Source organism: Vibrio sp. R15-SG3-ISO1B (assembly GCF_059833835.1).
Window position 1 is genome coordinate 62,239 of record NZ_JCBDGG010000054.1, and the last position, 16,406, is coordinate 78,644.

The 16,406-nt window shown below is 43.3% G+C and carries 10 protein-coding genes, 2 tRNA genes, 2 rRNA genes and 1 pseudogene; 8 read left to right on the forward strand and 7 right to left on the reverse strand.

The features are described from left to right. Positions 1–198: 198 nt before the first annotated feature. Together AC6R0S_RS17265 and AC6R0S_RS17270 are read left to right on the forward strand one after the other, a co-directional pair. Positions 199–2,118 carry an N-6 DNA methylase gene (locus tag AC6R0S_RS17265; RefSeq protein ID WP_500638438.1) on the forward strand — a complete coding sequence of 640 codons (1,920 nt, stop codon included), beginning with the start codon at positions 199–201 and terminating at the stop codon, positions 2,116–2,118. Next, complete coding sequence (locus AC6R0S_RS17270) at positions 2,111–3,316, forward strand: DNA cytosine methyltransferase (protein WP_500638439.1); 1,206 nt, start codon at positions 2,111–2,113, stop codon at positions 3,314–3,316. The genes AC6R0S_RS17265 and AC6R0S_RS17270 overlap by 8 nt, the downstream gene beginning before the upstream one ends. Positions 3,317–3,329: 13 nt before the next feature. Here AC6R0S_RS17270 and AC6R0S_RS17275 read toward each other — a convergent pair whose 3' ends face one another. The 7 genes and pseudogenes from AC6R0S_RS17275 to ahpC form a co-directional block, all read right to left on the reverse strand. After that, complete coding sequence (locus AC6R0S_RS17275; protein WP_500638440.1) at positions 3,330–4,901, reverse strand: Alw26I/Eco31I/Esp3I family type II restriction endonuclease; 1,572 nt, start codon at positions 4,899–4,901, stop codon at positions 3,330–3,332. 674 nt (positions 4,902–5,575) lie between these two features. Continuing rightward, complete coding sequence (locus AC6R0S_RS17280) at positions 5,576–6,118, reverse strand: methyl-accepting chemotaxis protein (RefSeq protein WP_420378236.1); 543 nt, start codon at positions 6,116–6,118, stop codon at positions 5,576–5,578. Next, positions 6,101–6,877 (reverse strand): annotated as a pseudogene (locus tag AC6R0S_RS17285) (PAS domain-containing protein); the annotation flags it as partial. The pseudogene AC6R0S_RS17285 and the gene AC6R0S_RS17280, both read right to left, overlap by 18 nt. Before the next feature lie 77 nt (positions 6,878–6,954). Next, the gene (locus AC6R0S_RS17290; RefSeq protein WP_500631236.1) at positions 6,955–7,374 is read right to left on the reverse strand and encodes a hypothetical protein; all 420 of its coding nucleotides are present in this window, start codon (positions 7,372–7,374) and stop codon (positions 6,955–6,957) included. Continuing rightward, positions 7,374–8,840 (reverse strand): methyl-accepting chemotaxis protein, encoded by a 1,467-nt coding sequence (locus tag AC6R0S_RS17295; RefSeq protein ID WP_500633032.1) that lies wholly within the window; start codon positions 8,838–8,840, stop codon positions 7,374–7,376. The genes AC6R0S_RS17290 and AC6R0S_RS17295 overlap by 1 nt, the downstream gene beginning before the upstream one ends. A 298-nt stretch (positions 8,841–9,138) precedes the next feature. Next, positions 9,139–10,707 (reverse strand): alkyl hydroperoxide reductase subunit F, encoded by a 1,569-nt coding sequence (gene ahpF, locus AC6R0S_RS17300; protein ID WP_500633031.1) that lies wholly within the window; start codon positions 10,705–10,707, stop codon positions 9,139–9,141. Between the two features lie 154 nt (positions 10,708–10,861). Then, the gene (ahpC, locus tag AC6R0S_RS17305; RefSeq protein ID WP_334555125.1) at positions 10,862–11,419 is read right to left on the reverse strand and encodes an alkyl hydroperoxide reductase subunit C; all 558 of its coding nucleotides are present in this window, start codon (positions 11,417–11,419) and stop codon (positions 10,862–10,864) included. A gap of 266 nt (positions 11,420–11,685) precedes the next feature. Between ahpC and AC6R0S_RS17310 the strand changes: the two genes are divergently transcribed. From AC6R0S_RS17310 to AC6R0S_RS17335, 6 genes are all read left to right on the forward strand, one after another. Continuing rightward, positions 11,686–12,090 carry a VOC family protein gene (locus AC6R0S_RS17310; RefSeq protein WP_334555126.1) on the forward strand — a complete coding sequence of 135 codons (405 nt, stop codon included), beginning with the start codon at positions 11,686–11,688 and terminating at the stop codon, positions 12,088–12,090. A 146-nt stretch (positions 12,091–12,236) separates the two neighbouring features. Next, complete coding sequence (locus tag AC6R0S_RS17315) at positions 12,237–13,496, forward strand: cyclic di-GMP phosphodiesterase (RefSeq protein WP_500633030.1); 1,260 nt, start codon at positions 12,237–12,239, stop codon at positions 13,494–13,496. 508 nt (positions 13,497–14,004) lie between these two features. Further along, positions 14,005–15,558, forward strand: a 16S ribosomal RNA gene (locus AC6R0S_RS17320). A 61-nt stretch (positions 15,559–15,619) separates the two neighbouring features. Beyond that, positions 15,620–15,696 (forward strand) — tRNA-Ile (locus AC6R0S_RS17325). Positions 15,697–15,818: 122 nt separating this feature from the next. Beyond that, positions 15,819–15,894, forward strand: a tRNA-Ala gene (locus AC6R0S_RS17330). A gap of 325 nt (positions 15,895–16,219) precedes the next feature. Continuing rightward, positions 16,220–16,406: ribosomal RNA gene (locus AC6R0S_RS17335) — 23S ribosomal RNA — on the forward strand; the annotation flags it as partial.

Consider the following 16,406-nt stretch of genomic DNA (forward strand, 5'->3'; position numbering starts at 1 on the left):
ACGTTTTTACTTATTTTCTCTAATGTAAGTATATCGTGACTGTTGGCATTGCTTTGTGTGTTGCATTGAATGTAAGTGTTTATAATTCAATGAATTAAGATTAAATCTCTAAGGTGGATTCAGTAATGACAGTTTTTAGTGAACAAGACAGCGAAATTGAGTAAAATTGGTCATTATTTTTGATACCAAAGCTAATCTATGTTGCAGAAAAGTACACTAGACGTAAGAAATAAATTTACGGAAAATGAAATAACATCTTCTCTTCACCTTATTAATGATGACGTTTTCATTAAAAACGCTATTAAAAATACATTGTTTGAAATGTATGTAAATACAAGTGATTTGGATTTGGAAACTCAATATAAATTTGCAGTTAATGCAAATGTAACGCGAGATATTGTTAGAGACTTAATTCCTAAAATTAGAACACTAGAAGATTATTTTTATGTCTCTAAAGTAGTCGAACAGGGATATTTTAAATTATTATCAAACATAGAAAGTCAGAAAGTAAAAAATAATTTATCAGTGTCTAAAGAGTTTGGAGCTTTTTATACACCAATCACTATTGCTCGTGAAATGGCAGAAGATGCTGTACTTGGGTCACAATCAAAAGTAATCATTGACCCTTGTTTAGGTACTGGAAATCTATTAGCTGCATGTATTGAATTCGCAGCAAAAAATGATATTTTGCTTACCAAGGTAATAGGTGTGGAGATTGATCCTTTCGCTGCTGAGGTGGCTGAGCTTTCTCTAAAAAGCTACTCAGAGTCCTTAGGAATAAATGTCGAAATTGAGATTATCACTGCAAACGCTTTGAAGCTTCTTTCTCAACAAATAGATCTGTTTTCTTCATCGTCATTGCCTTGTGGTACAATTTTAATCAACCCTCCATATGGGAAAATTAAATTTGAATCTGACAAATTACATAATGAAGAAACTAAGCTAAGTTTCAATGAAAATCACTCTGACAGAAAGAAGGCTAGCCTGTCAATGTTAAAAGAGCAAGTCCAAAGCGCTCTTGGGAATCTTTCGACTGGTCGTGGTGGTTTAGAATGGTCAAAAGTTTTTTTAGCTCTTTGTTTTAATAAAATTGATGAGCGTGAATCTTTAATTTATATTGGTCCTTGTGGATGGTTAAATAGTGCTTCTCAAAACGAACTAAGAAGAGAAATTATAAAATCTAGATGCTTAAATAAGGTTCACTTTATTAGTGAAACTTCGACAGGGTTTGAAACGGTCAATCAGCCGCTAGCTATTGTTAAGGTAAACAAAGAGAAAAATAAAGTTATCAATCTAAAGAGAGACTTTGAAACAGAACCGTCATTAGCATATGAAGATTTGGAAAAACTAGAACACTTTGGATATCCTATCCCTAGGGCTAGTCTAAATGAAATTAATTTATTTATAAAACTGCAAGACTTTCCGAAGATTAAAAATAACAGTGATATTGTTAACTTGCGAGGTGAGTTAGATCAAACTTTAGATAAATCAATTTTCTCCAATAAAAAATCTGAATTAAAAATTATTAGAGGTGAAAATATTGGTAGATTTAAAGAATTGCTTGTTCCAGATGAAAGGTTATTCTTTGCAAATATCTCTGAGTTTGAGAGGAAAATAAGTAATAAACCTAAAGGTAGTGCATATAAAAAGGAAAGATTGGTTTGTCGCCAATGTTCATACATGAAGCAAAAAAGGCGTTTAGTATTTTCTATTGTTCCAAGTGGGTGTTTAGTTGGTAATTCTTGCAACTATCTAACAGTTTATAATGATTTTATACATTTGTATTTAGGTATATTAAATAGTGCTCTAATTGACTGGTACTTTAGAATTATGAATGGTAACAATCATGTGGCAAACTATGAAATAGATGACTTTCCTATTATTAATATATCGAACTCTCTTGTTGAATCTATTGAGGATGAAGTCAAGCGCCTTCAAAAAATATATGATGGAGATGAAAGTCATTCAGGTACTAGCTATATTAAAGAAGAAGCCAAGCTAGACGCACTTATATTCAAAGCGTTTAATCTTTCAAAAGAAGATATTTTAACTGTTTTACAAAGTACACATGATGAAGAATATATCAAAGAAGTATTGGAGTATGTAATTAATGAGTAGTGAAAACGTAACTTGGTTTAATCATACATTACCTACACTTTCTGAATTGGATAGAGAAATGATTTCTCATGTTCCTCAAGGTGGTAACTGGCAAAGTATACCAGAAAGTGTACCCTCTAAGAGGCTTGAACAGATCAGAGAAATGACTAAGCAAAGAGGGGTAGTGCGTACAACTTATTATGGAAGACTTAGACCAGAACAGCCTTCATATACTATATCTACATACTACAATCGACCTGGTAATGGTACGCATATACATCCAGTTGAGGATAGAACACTAACATCAAGAGAAGCAGCTAGGTTGCAGTCTTTTCCTGATAGCTACAAATTTACAGGTTCAGAAGGAGCTGTAAGAATACAAATAGGTAATGCTGTACCTCCTTTACTTGCTTACGCTATTGGAAAAGAGTTGCTTAAAGTTGATGGAAATAGGACGTGTGTAGATGTCTTTTGTGGAGCTGGTGGCTTAAGCCTAGGTCTTGAATGGGCAGGCTGGAATATCATATCGGCTATTGATAATAATAATAGTGCATTAAATACATATAAAGAGAATAGAAAGAATAATCCTCTTCATGAAGTGGTTCTGGCAGATTTACAACAAGAAGTTGAACTTAGAGAAACCATTTCTAGAATTAAAGAGCAGCTAGATGGTGAGTCATTAAATCTTTTAGTTGGTGGGCCGCCGTGCCAAGGATTTTCTCATGCAGGTTTCAGAAATCACGATGATGAAAGAAACGATTTAGCAGTGAATTACTTAGAGTTTGCAAAAGAACTTAAACCTAAGGTTTTTCTTCTTGAAAATGTAGAAGGGCTACTAACAATGAAGAAAGGTAAGGTAATTAATGATCTTATAATTAGTTTGCAGGAGCTTGGCTATTCTGTTACAACCCCAGTTTGGAAACTGAACGCTGAAGAATACGGTGTGCCTCAGATGCGCAGGAGGGTTTTCTTAATCGCAACTCTTGATAGCGCGTTTAGCTTTAGTAAGCCAGAAACACTGTTTAATCCATGCTTAGGTAGAAGAAAGTCTTCTATAAAAATGAAAATTGATGAATCTTTAGCTAGTCCAATTAATATAGCAGAGGCTTTTTTAGGCCTTAGCTATAATAAAGAAAGTGGTATTCGCGGTTGCTATTCAGAGTGGGTTAGTGGAAAAAAGACCCTAGAGAACTTCTTAGAGTCTTCTGTAGTTGACTAGTCTGTCACTTAAACTAAAAGTTTAATGGTGCGTTGATACCTATTGTATCAAGGCACCGTCTTAGTAACTCAAGCTTCTGAAAGTCATCTTTCTCTTCTGGAACGTCTTCACATTCAGTAAGTTCAGCGATTATTATGTCAAGATTCTCGTCAACTTTATTGTTCGAAATGGATGATGCCCATATCTTATCTTGCTCTGAGCTCTCGAATTTTGAAAACTCAGCTAGTAAATGATTTATTAAATGTATATTGTCAGAAAAATCATTTCTCATCAGTTTACGTGAACTAGGTTCTTTAGATACGTATTCTTGTAATGAAGACAACGCAATACGGATACTTCTTACATACAGGCTTTTTCTATTGGGAGTTATCTTTTTGTCAATCGTAGCTTTTTCATAAGTTAAATTACTTCCGTCTAGACCATCAAACTTTATGACATCAAATGCGTGTTTTGGAGAGAGTAATGTGCAAATAAAACGTTGATGTCCATTTTGCCACAGTAAATGTAATATTCTAAAATAAGCATCCTGTAAAGATCTGAGTGAATTACTTAGTTGCTTACTGTCTCCATTATTTTTAACTTTGTATTTATTTGTATCCCAATGTTTTTGTATTTGGAATGAAGCCACTGATTCATGATGTTTAGTTTCATAATTAATTAAAAGATCGACATCATACTTTGTAAACCTTCTATTTTTAGCGCTGTTATGTCTTGCACAAAGAGGTTTGAAATAAGCAAGCTGTTTAAAACCACAGGAAATAGGACCAATATGGTCGGGACTAACCTTAATTTCTTTAGAGCCCTTTGGACAATCAAGGCATATGCCGTATTCTGCACTATTGTATAAGGCATCGGCGAGCATCCAGTTTCCTTGGGTCCAGTACTCGAAACTTCTTCTATCATGGTTATATGATTTCATATTGGCATCAAAACGACCAGGATCTTTATTCTTTCTGCACTCAAAATGATAATCATGAAAGCCATCTAAACGGCTGTCTGGGTTACCCATAAAACCTGGTGTTAACCAAGCTTTCTTATTGATATAGTTTGATTTTTCAAATGCTTTTTTTGTTATGCCAAAATCTTTAAAGAATGTTTTTCTTTCGGGAAATAGGTCTATAAAAATTGTATATATTTCATCACTGCTAAGGTGTTTTTTTAGCTCATGAATGGCTGAGTCTATCGGTTGCCATTTGAAGAACTCACCTTTGGGACATAACTTGGATAACTTTTTGTATAAATGTGTATTTAAATAAAAGTATCCAACATTCCAATCATCTCCGCATAGCATACAAGCACGGTAACCTGTTGGGTTAATCATCCTTGCTGCAATTGTAAACCTCTCGTTTTCACTACCTTTACCTGGTAAGTTAAGTGAATCGGCTTTTCTTTCCCACCACTCCATTCTCTGCTTATAGAATTTATAGAAGGATGTTTTTTTTCCGCTACTAACCTGCCAGTTTATTTTTCCATTAGAGATTGCATTCGGCATACCAGCGAATTGTTCACTTTCTACAATACTGTGCATGTATTTTATATAATTAGGGTGTGTTTCAAACTTCCCTCTGCCATACTTTGGTGCCATTATAGTTTACCTAGTTATAACGTTGATGTGGTCTTATATCACGGTTTTGACACAGATTTATACCCTTGCGTCAGTAGATAGTCTTGCATTTCATGCTTTATTTGATTTTTTGTGATGGATAAACAAAAGCAATAGATTTCAACGAAATATTAAAACTTGATAATGATAGGAATGTGGTGTAAGAATTATCACTAATGTGAACACACCACTCCGTGGCGAGCTATGGACAAACGCGATGGTTGAATGGGTTTCTGCTTGCTCGATTAAACGAGTAATTCTGTGCCGATAAGTTACCATGGGTTCTGGTGTGAAAATGACTTCAAGTGATTGTTTATACACGGTTCAGCCTTGCTGATTTTGTATTCAAAATGAGTTGTCTATGCTGATTCTGTGCTCAATGAATGTAAAATAGATCTAATGAAATCCCACGTCATGGTGCTTAATATCCAAAGTAATCCTCTTAAATCTAAGTGATTACAACTAGTTGAGAGGAATTCAAAATCCGTTGCCTTCGGGCGTGGCGGTTCAGGTCCGCCCACCGGTACCATATTTAAACAACAAAGCCTCGACGAAAGTCGGGGCTTTGTTGTTTCTAGCATTCGCCATATTCAAAAAAGCCCCGTGTTTAAACGAGGCTTTGTTTGAACGACGCTTAGCAGTATCACGATAGAGGGTTAAGACAGGTTTTCCACCGTTCGAGATACTTTTTCTGCGTCATCGATGATTCTGTCGATCACTTGTGAGATCTGCTCAGTTTGAGATTCACCGTGGGACGTTTTTTCGGTAACGGCTTGGATTTTGCCATCGAGCTTTTGCGTGATCTTACTGTTCTCACCAATAACGTCGGCAATCTCTGAGGTGGATTCTGAGGTCCTGGCTGCGAGATTCCGCACTTCATCGGCCACAACGGCAAAGCCGCGGCCTTGTTCTCCGGCCCTCGCCGCCTCAATTGCAGCGTTCAATGCGAGCAGGTTGGTTTGCTCGGCAATGGCGCTGATGGTTGAAACGATGGTTTCAACGCTTTTCGACTGACCATTCAAGGCGGTCACCAACTCATTCATTTCGGCGACGGAGCGGTTGATCTCTTGAGAGTTGGTCAGAAGCTGCGCAATGCTCTCTTTCCCTTCACACGCGGAGTTGACGGTTTGCTGGGCTATCTCGAATGAGGTGGTGGCGGCTTCTTTGACTCGCTCGGCTTTTTCGACACGATCGGTAATATCGCTCGCGAGTTTGATGATTTTAACCACTTTGCCTTCATGGTTGAAAATCGGGTTATAAGTCGCTTCTAACCACATACGTTGACCATGCTTATCAATCCGTTGGAACAGACCGGTTTTGATGGCACCAGTCGACAACTCTGCCCAAAAATTGGGGTTGGACTGATAAAACTCTGGCAAGCAAAACATACGATGGTGCTGACCTTTGATTTCGGCCAATGAGTAGCCCATGTGCGCGAGGAAGTTTTTATTGGCGGTAATGATGGTGCCGTCGGGTTCAAAGTCGATGACGGCTAACGATTTATCCAGGGCGTCTAACAGTGCTCGATTGCGCTCACGCTCTCGCTGAGCATCACTCACGTCAGAGGCCACTTTGGCGACATACTCTACTTTCCCATCTTGATCGCGGACCGGAAAATAGGTGGCCTCGACCCAAAATGCGAGATCTTGCTTGTTTTTGCGAATAAATCGGCCCGTTTTAGGGATGCCGCGATTGAGATCTTTCCAAAGTTGTTTGTATTCAGCTGTCTCAACGTCCTCCGGGAAACAAAGGAAGCGGTGATGTTTGCCTTGCACTTCTTCCAAGCTATAACCGGTAACAGAGAGAAACTGAGCGTTGGCAAAACGGATGTGCCCATCGGGTGTGAATTCGATATAAGGAACCGATTCTTTCACCGACTCCTTAAATTGATTAGCGCTGCTAAGTTGATTTTCTAACTGAGTAATCTTGTCATTTTTGGCGCGAGCGAAATTAAACATCCTTGTCTCCTAACCACTGTTTTTATTATGCACTGTATTGAGTTTAGTGTAGGTAACTCGATGCGTTTGTACAATGGTTATAACAGCGATGAGAGGCGTAAGCCAACCGAGCGCGAGGGGTCAATGATGATGATTTGCATAGCGCTATTGGTGCAGTAGGGGATCAGCACGGAGTAGGAGTGGCTCGTATCGAGTGTCGGTTGGCCAATTAAGGTGCCAAATTGTTGATCATCAGAGGTAACGAGTACGTCAGCGAGTGGAGGATCATCCTCATAAGTGAGCTCAAACTCGGTTCTCTCTAGCGGTGAAAACTGGCCGCTTTTTATCGTCACGTGATACCCATCGACTTGGCATTTTCCGTCATTCACTGGGCAGTCGACCAATGTGAGCCCTTGAGGCGCCGCGGCGAACTCCATTTTCGGTTCAAACTTGAACCAGGTCGGCGCGAAATAACCCGCTGCAAACAGCAGCGGGATCAAAAAGTAGCGGTAGGCCATTAAGAGAGCTGGAATCGCTGGCTTAGGCTCGCCAATTTGCTAGTGGCTTGGGTTAGCTCTGAAATCGAGGCGCTTTGCGCCTGCGATTGCTCGGCAATCACAGCACTGGCGTTATCCACTTCCGACATACTGCTTTGTAGACGGTCTAATGAGCGGTGTTGCTCATCGACTGAATCGGCGACTTGCGACATCTGGAGACTCACTTGGCTGATATTGTGCGAGATTTGTCCGGTCGATTGGATGATATTGTCCACGGCACTAGAGACTTGCGTCGATAGTTCCGTCATGTCACTGATGTTGCCCGTGGAGAGTTTGACTGCTTTCTCTAATTGACCTAGAGACACACCAATCTCCTCAACGCTTGCGCTGGTGCGATTCGCTAGCTGGCGGACTTCGTCTGCCACCACAGCGAAGCCTCTCCCGGCTTCGCCGGCTCTTGCCGCTTCGATGGAAGCGTTGAGAGCGAGCAAGTTTGTCTGCTCAGAGATGCTCGTGATCGCTTCGAGAATCTGGTGAATGCTGTTGGCGTCTTGTACGACTTGGCTGACGTTGCTGCGTGTTTGGTCAACAATATCAGTCATGCGGGATAAGCGATGTTGACATTCGGCCGATTGAGAAAGCGATGCATCACTAAGCTCCGCGGCATGCTGGGCACTTTGATGGCAAGCTTGGGTTGTTTGTGAGACATGGGAGAACGAATCACCGAGATTGCTCACCGCGCTCGCGACTTGCTTAATATTGTTACTATTGCGAGAGATCTCACGATCAATTCGTGTGGTGTTAGCCGCAAAATCCTCGGATACATGAGAAAGCTCCGCAACGGATTCGCGTTGGATTCTCGCGGTGTCTTGTAACTGTAGAATGATTTGGTTAAAGCGAGTGAAAAACTCATCCCGCTCTTGCAGTTCCACATTTAAGTTGAACGTCGAACCTTGTACAACATGATCGACGGTGCGGCTGACGTATTTCAAGCGTTGCAGGTTTTTATCCAGTACAAGACAGGCGTACATGGATACGCTAGCTTGGAAAATAGCATACAGGCAGTGCTCAATAACTAAGGTGTAGCTGCTGTTCGGTGGGAAAATGTATACCGGTACGCCAGACGACTGCATCCAAAAGAAGACAACGTGATGCAGAGCGGCGGCAACCAGTGCGTGTAATACCATCAGCCAGTTATTGTAGAGCGTCATCAACGCCAACATGATGAAGACTTCAAAATGAAGCATGATGTCGCCATAGGCTTGATGAATATGCAAAGCAACAAACCCGTACAGCACGTACGGCAGGGCATAGCGAGTGGTGGGGCGATTGAGAATGACGACTAAGGCAGACAAGACCAGAGTGGCAATCAGGTCGGGCGTCGCATACCCATAGCGAGCAAAATAGATAAACGAAAGTGCCATCATAGGCAGGCCGATAATGTACGTTTTTTGAGAGAACGACAACTCACGCTCTAGCTTAATCATACCAATCTACTCTTAGCAAAATAAACGATGTGCATGTTAGGAGTATATGTACACCACTCATGCTCAGTGGTTGTACCAACAATCCGTATTACTGTTAAAAGCCGTTTTGCTGATAAATTCTGTTTTGCTGATAAAAAATTGTAGACAAAAAAAACCAGCAGGTTGGCAGCTGCTGGCTAAGTCTTTTGGGCTTCCTTTGTTGTTATACTTCTCGTCACAAAGTTCGATCACTGCGTCCCGATAAATTTCCTCTGAGGTGAAAATTTCACGCGGTGCCAATGATGTTCGAGAAGGGGATTTATCCTTGTTTGCGAATCAAGTAGTCAAATGCGCCAAGGCTTGCTTTTGCGCCTTCTCCCATCGCAATGATGATCTGTTTGTACGGTACAGTTGTGGCATCCCCCGCCGCAAATACACCTTCTAGGCTTGTTTCACCACGGCTACCGACTTCGATTTCGCCACGATTTGACAGGGCAACCTCTGAATCTTTCAGCCATTCTGTGTTCGGTACGAGGCCGATTTGCACGAAGATACCAGACAGCTCAATCTCTTTGATCTCATCTGTGTTGCGATCTTTGTACTTCAAGCTCGTGACACGTTTCCCATCACCCATCACTTCTGTGGTTTGTGCCATGGTAATAATGTCGATGTTAGGCATCGAGTTCGCCTTGTTGATCAAGACTTGGTCGGCGCGAAGGACATCCGCAAACTCCAACACTGTCACATGCTCAACAATACCGGCAAGGTCGATAGCGGCTTCAATACCTGAGTTACCACCACCGATAACGGCAGTCTTCTTACCTTTGAACAGTGGGCCGTCACAGTGTGGGCAGTAGGCAACGCCTTTGTTGCGGTAGTCTTGCTCACCCGGAACGTTCATTTCACGCCAACGTGCACCTGGGCTTAGAATGACACTCTTACTCTTCAGAGTTGCGCCACTCTCAAGTTGGATATGAATCAGACCATCTTCTGTGTGCGCTGCGCCCATCAGCTTTTCTGCTTGCTGTTCTGTTACGACGTCCACATCGTACTCTTTTAAGTGCTCAGCAAGATCAGTCGCCAGTTTTGGACCTTCAGTACGTTTCACTGAAATGAAGTTTTCTATCGCCATGGTGTCCATAACTTGACCGCCAAAGCGTTTAGCGACAACACCAGTGCGAATCCCTTTACGCGCCGCATAAAGAGCCGCAGCACTACCACCAGGGCCACCACCGACAACTAAGACATCGTATGGGTCTTTTTCGCTCAGAGCTTTCGCGGCTTTCTCGCTTGCGCCATCATCCACTTTGTTAAGAATTTCAGTCAGAGACATGCGGCCTTGACCGAATAGCTCGCCGTTAACGAAGACACTCGGTACGGCCATGATGTCACGTTGTTTCACTTCATCTTGGAAGAGTGCGCCATCGATCATGGTCGCGTTCACTTTCGGGTTGATCGCCGCCATCATGTTGAACGCTTGAACCACGTCTGGGCAGTTTTGACACGAGAGTGAAATAAAAATTTCGACATCAAGATCTTTGTCTAATGCGGCGATTTGCTCAATCACCTCAGGCTCAAGCTTGATTGGGTGACCGCCAGAGTGCAGCAGCGCCAAAACGAGAGACGTGAATTCATGTCCCATTGGCAAGCCGGCAAAGCGCAATGACGTACCTTTGGCCGGGTTGGTCACAGCCATCACAGGTTTGCGTGCGCTGGCATTATCATCTCGTTCAACACTGATCAGATCGCTCATCTCAGCGATTTGATTGGCCAAGGCGAGGATGTCATTGGCGGCTTTGCTTTCATCTAGGCTAACCACTAGACGAACCTCTTCTTTTACATTGGCGAGATATTGTTTGAGTTGTTGTTGAATCGCTTGGTCTAGCATGGTGGTACTTACCTTAAATAAACAAAAGAGTGGTTACTCTGGATAAAAACAGGTTGGGAAGAGAGCAAACCGGGTAGAAGGTCGTCCGGTATCAGACCCAGAATGCTCTCTTAATTAGGTTCCTAATAGGGGAGGAACAACAATCTCAGTGAGATTAGATTTTGCCAACTAGGTCTAGAGATGGTGCCAGTGTTTCTTCACCTTCTTTCCATTTCGCTGGGCAAACTTCGCCTGGGTGAGCAGCGACGTACTGAGCGGCTTTTACTTTGCGAAGTAGGTCTTCTGCGTCACGGCCGATACCTTCAGCAGTGATTTCCATCGCTTGAATCGTACCTTCTGGGTCGATCAGGAATGTTGCGCGGTCTGCAAGACCTTGACCTTCACGCATAACACCGAAGTTGTTGGTGATGTTGCCAGTTTGGTCGCCAAGCATGTAGTAGTTGATTTTGCCAATAGTGTCTGAGCTATCGTGCCATGCTTTATGAGTAAAGTGTGTATCAGTAGAGACTGAGTAAACTTCTACGCCGCGCTTTTGAAGCTCTTCGTAGTGGTCTGCTAGGTCACCAAGTTCAGTTGGACATACGAAGGTGAAGTCTGCTGGGTAGAAGAAGAATACCGCCCATTTACCCAGAACGTCTTGCTCTGTGACTTCAACAAATTCACCTTGTTTGAATGCGGTCGCTTTGAATGGTTTGATCTTAGTGTTAATCATATCTTTACTTTCCTCAGAATGTTTTGGGTGAGCAGTTCTTGCTTTCGGAAAGTATATTCTCATCCCCCATAGACTAAATAAAATTGCTTGTAGCTATCTTATTGATAGGGGAATCCTATTAAAAATGAACAAGGCCTCGTCTAACGCAGTGTGGTTCGAGTCGGCGCTTTGTGCGCAAGATAAGAGCGGTGGAATTTTTCTTCGCTTTATCCGCGAGTTAGTGAATTGTCAGCTATCTTTTAAAGAAAACAACAGGAAGTCAGACAATGTATCAAATCACACCGTATCTTTTTTTCGCTGGAAGATGTGCCGAGGCGCTCCATTTTTATCGTGACAGTTTTGAGGCAGATGTCACATCAGTGCAATATTTCAAAGATTCACCACAGGTCATTGAGGGGGCGGAGCCTCATTGGATCATGCACGCAGAAATTGACATCATGGGCAATAAATTGATGCTCTCTGATGGTGTGGTGGCGAAAGAGCTGAGCGGAAACACCATCGCCTTATCCATTGTGCTTGACGATCTCGACTTACAAGCGAGGCTGTTCGATAAGCTCGCGACGCAAGGTCGCGTGATGATGCCTTTGGCCGACACATTTTGGGGAGCACGCTTTGGTAAAGTGGAAGATCAGTTTGGCATCCGTTGGATGCTGCACTGCAATCTAGTCTAATCTGCTGAGGTGTCATGTCGCGTCAGTAATCCGTTGCTCACGTCTATTGATGAGTTGGTCAGGTAGGGTGGCTTTTTGTGATGAAATCGCCACCTAATTCATCTAAGATTATTGGGTTATCAAAATGATTCAGTTGTATAAACGTCGTGGCTAGCATCAAAATTACCGTTGATCGTCTCCAACCCGGATTGCACATTCGACTGCCGCTCAAATGGAATGAGCACCCTTTCTTATTGAATAGCTTCAAGATAAAAGACGAAGAGCAAGTGCGACTCATTCGTCACTTGGGAATTAAGCACGTCTATATCAATCCAGCGCAAAGTGATGTTGAACCACTGCCACCGCAGAAAGCGCAACCCGAAGAAGAGGCCGACAATGACCACTCCGGCGTTGATAGTGAGGCAGAAAAACTCTGGCAGCAGAAACAAGAGCAAATAGAAAAGCTCAATGCCTATCGACGCCGAGTGATCCAGTGTGAAAAAGAGTTCGAACGATCGTTGTCAAAGATGCGAGCGGTGATGAATAAAATTCGCAGCCGACCAGAACAAGCCATTGATGAGGCATCGGAGTTAGTCAGCGATGTGGTCGACAAATTGCTTAGCGATGACAACGTGACGTTGCACCTGATGAACGGTAAGAGTGAATTTGAGGACATCTATTTTCACTCCCTCAATGTTGCGGTTATCGCGATGATGATTGCCAAGGCTAAAAAGCTCAATGCAGACAAGATAAAAGAAGTGGCGTTTGCTGCGCTATTCCATGATATGGGAAAAGTTAAAATCCCAACGGCAATAGTCCGCAAAAAGACGGCCTTGACGGAGCCAGAGAAAAACTACCTCAAACTGCACACCAAGTATGGTTTTGACTTGGCCGATAAAATAGAGAGCTTTCCGGAAAATGCTAAAACGGTCATTACTCAACATCATGAACTGAATGATGGTTCTGGATACCCTCAAGGGTTAAAAGAAGAAGAGATAGATATGATGACGCAAATAGTGTCGGTGGCGAATGCGTATGACAATCTCTGTCACTGCAATATAGAAGCAGAACAAAAGATCCCTTATGTTGCGCTGTCTCACCTTTATAAAAACTGCAAGCATCTCTATAGCAACGAAAACCTCGGCATTTTAATCAAGTTTATGGGCGTCTACCCACCCGGTACCGTTGTCCAACTGTCCAACAACATGGTTGGTTTGGTCATTTCAGTCAACGCGCGCAATATTCTCTACCCGAATGTGCTGATGTACGACCCTTCTGTGCCAAGGACTCAAGCCCCGATTCTCGATTTAGCGGAGAAAGAACTGAAAATAGTGAATGCAATTTTGCCTGCTAAGCTGCCAGATAAAGTAAAAGAGTACTTAAACCCACGCTCACGCATTTCATACTTCTTTGATTCAGACAGTTAGAGGTTGAGTTATCCACAGGCATTTGTGTATATGCTTAGGATAGTGTGCGCGTAAACTAGGTATAAAATAGCGCCTGCTCGAAAAGTAGTCGGTCAGGCGTTTTTTGATAAAAAAAAGGCTTTTTTCGCTTGCGCTATTTCTGTTGCTCCCTATAATGCGCTTCCACTGACACGGCAGACGCCACAAGGCTTCAGCAGTGTTAAGAGAGGTAAAAGTTTCTTGAGAAAATAAATTTGAAAAGTGTTTGACTCTTCAAATTAACTCGCTAGAATGCACCTCCGCTTTGAGAGGAAGTTTCTTGAAAAGCACAGCTCTTTAACAATATAAACCTATCAATCTGTGTGGGCACTCGTTAATGATAATCCAATTAGAAATTTCTCTTAATAAAGAGCGGTTTCAAATTAGGTTTCAATGATACGAAGTGACCATTGAGTCTTCGGACTCAGCACAGTCAATTCAAACATTACTTTATGTAATGTTCAGTATTCATTGAGCCGAACAAAATCTTAAATTGAAGAGTTTGATCATGGCTCAGATTGAACGCTGGCGGCAGGCCTAACACATGCAAGTCGAGCGGAAACGACTTAACTGAACCTTCGGGGAACGTTAAGGGCGTCGAGCGGCGGACGGGTGAGTAATGCCTGGGAAATTGCCCTGATGTGGGGGATAACCATTGGAAACGATGGCTAATACCGCATAATAGCTTCGGCTCAAAGAGGGGGACCTTCGGGCCTCTCGCGTCAGGATATGCCCAGGTGGGATTAGCTAGTTGGTGAGGTAAGGGCTCACCAAGGCGACGATCCCTAGCTGGTCTGAGAGGATGATCAGCCACACTGGAACTGAGACACGGTCCAGACTCCTACGGGAGGCAGCAGTGGGGAATATTGCACAATGGGCGCAAGCCTGATGCAGCCATGCCGCGTGTATGAAGAAGGCCTTCGGGTTGTAAAGTACTTTCAGCAGTGAGGAAGGCAGGTACGTTAATAGCGTGCTTGTTTGACGTTAGCTGCAGAAGAAGCACCGGCTAACTCCGTGCCAGCAGCCGCGGTAATACGGAGGGTGCGAGCGTTAATCGGAATTACTGGGCGTAAAGCGCATGCAGGTGGTTTGTTAAGTCAGATGTGAAAGCCCGGGGCTCAACCTCGGAATTGCATTTGAAACTGGCAGACTAGAGTACTGTAGAGGGGGGTAGAATTTCAGGTGTAGCGGTGAAATGCGTAGAGATCTGAAGGAATACCAGTGGCGAAGGCGGCCCCCTGGACAGATACTGACACTCAGATGCGAAAGCGTGGGGAGCAAACAGGATTAGATACCCTGGTAGTCCACGCCGTAAACGATGTCTACTTGGAGGTTGTGGCCTTGAGCCGTGGCTTTCGGAGCTAACGCGTTAAGTAGACCGCCTGGGGAGTACGGTCGCAAGATTAAAACTCAAATGAATTGACGGGGGCCCGCACAAGCGGTGGAGCATGTGGTTTAATTCGATGCAACGCGAAGAACCTTACCTACTCTTGACATCTACAGAACTTAGCAGAGATGCTTTGGTGCCTTCGGGAACTGTAAGACAGGTGCTGCATGGCTGTCGTCAGCTCGTGTTGTGAAATGTTGGGTTAAGTCCCGCAACGAGCGCAACCCTTATCCTTGTTTGCCAGCACTTCGGGTGGGAACTCCAGGGAGACTGCCGGTGATAAACCGGAGGAAGGTGGGGACGACGTCAAGTCATCATGGCCCTTACGAGTAGGGCTACACACGTGCTACAATGGCGCATACAGAGGGCGGCGAACTTGCGAGAGTAAGCGAATCCCAAAAAGTGCGTCGTAGTCCGGATTGGAGTCTGCAACTCGACTCCATGAAGTCGGAATCGCTAGTAATCGTGGATCAGAATGCCACGGTGAATACGTTCCCGGGCCTTGTACACACCGCCCGTCACACCATGGGAGTGGGCTGCAAAAGAAGTGGGTAGTTTAACCTTTCGGGGAGGACGCTCACCACTTTGTGGTTCATGACTGGGGTGAAGTCGTAACAAGGTAGCGCTAGGGGAACCTGGCGCTGGATCACCTCCTTATACGATGATTATCGTTATGAGTGTCCACACAGATTGATATGGTTTAATTAGAGCATTCAGTGGGTCTGTAGCTCAGGTGGTTAGAGCGTTCGCCTGATAAGCGAGAGGTCGGTGGTTCGAGTCCACTCAGACCCACCAATTTATCTTTATGCTGTCGTTAGATTGCTCGTTGTGTACTGGTGTACACGGCCTCACTAATCTGCCTTGCCTAAAGAGAAATTATCCCGGTCATAAGACTGTTAATGGATTTATCCATCGATGGGGCTATAGCTCAGCTGGGAGAGCGCCTGCCTTGCACGCAGGAGGTCAGCAGTTCGATCCTGCTTAGCTCCACCATCTTTAAGCGCACTTCTTTTGATAAGAAAGACGATAGTGCTTTTAAAAATGGTTACTTCTTTGAAGTAATTTGCTCTTTAACAATTTGGAAAGCTGACAAAACAACAATTTATTGTTGTTTGTAAAGTTCTCAAAGTATTCATATACTATGAATACACAAAAACACATTCAAGTGTTCTTGGGAATAAGTTATCTAGAAACTAGACACTAGTACTCTAGGCACTTATTCATATTTGAGTCCGGCAAAATCGAAAGCTATCTCGCTCATTCAAATAATGAGATAGCAACTTTGGTTGTTTGACCGTAAGACCCTTTGGGGTTGTATGGTTAAGTGACTAAGCGTACACGGTGGATGCCTTGGCAGTCAGAGGCGATGAAGGACGTATTAACTTGCGATAAGCCCAGATTAGGTAGTAAAAACCATTTGAGTCTGGGATTTCCGAATGGGGAAACCCACTCGCATAAGCGAGTATCGTTATGTGAATACATAGCATAGCGAGGCGAACCGGGGG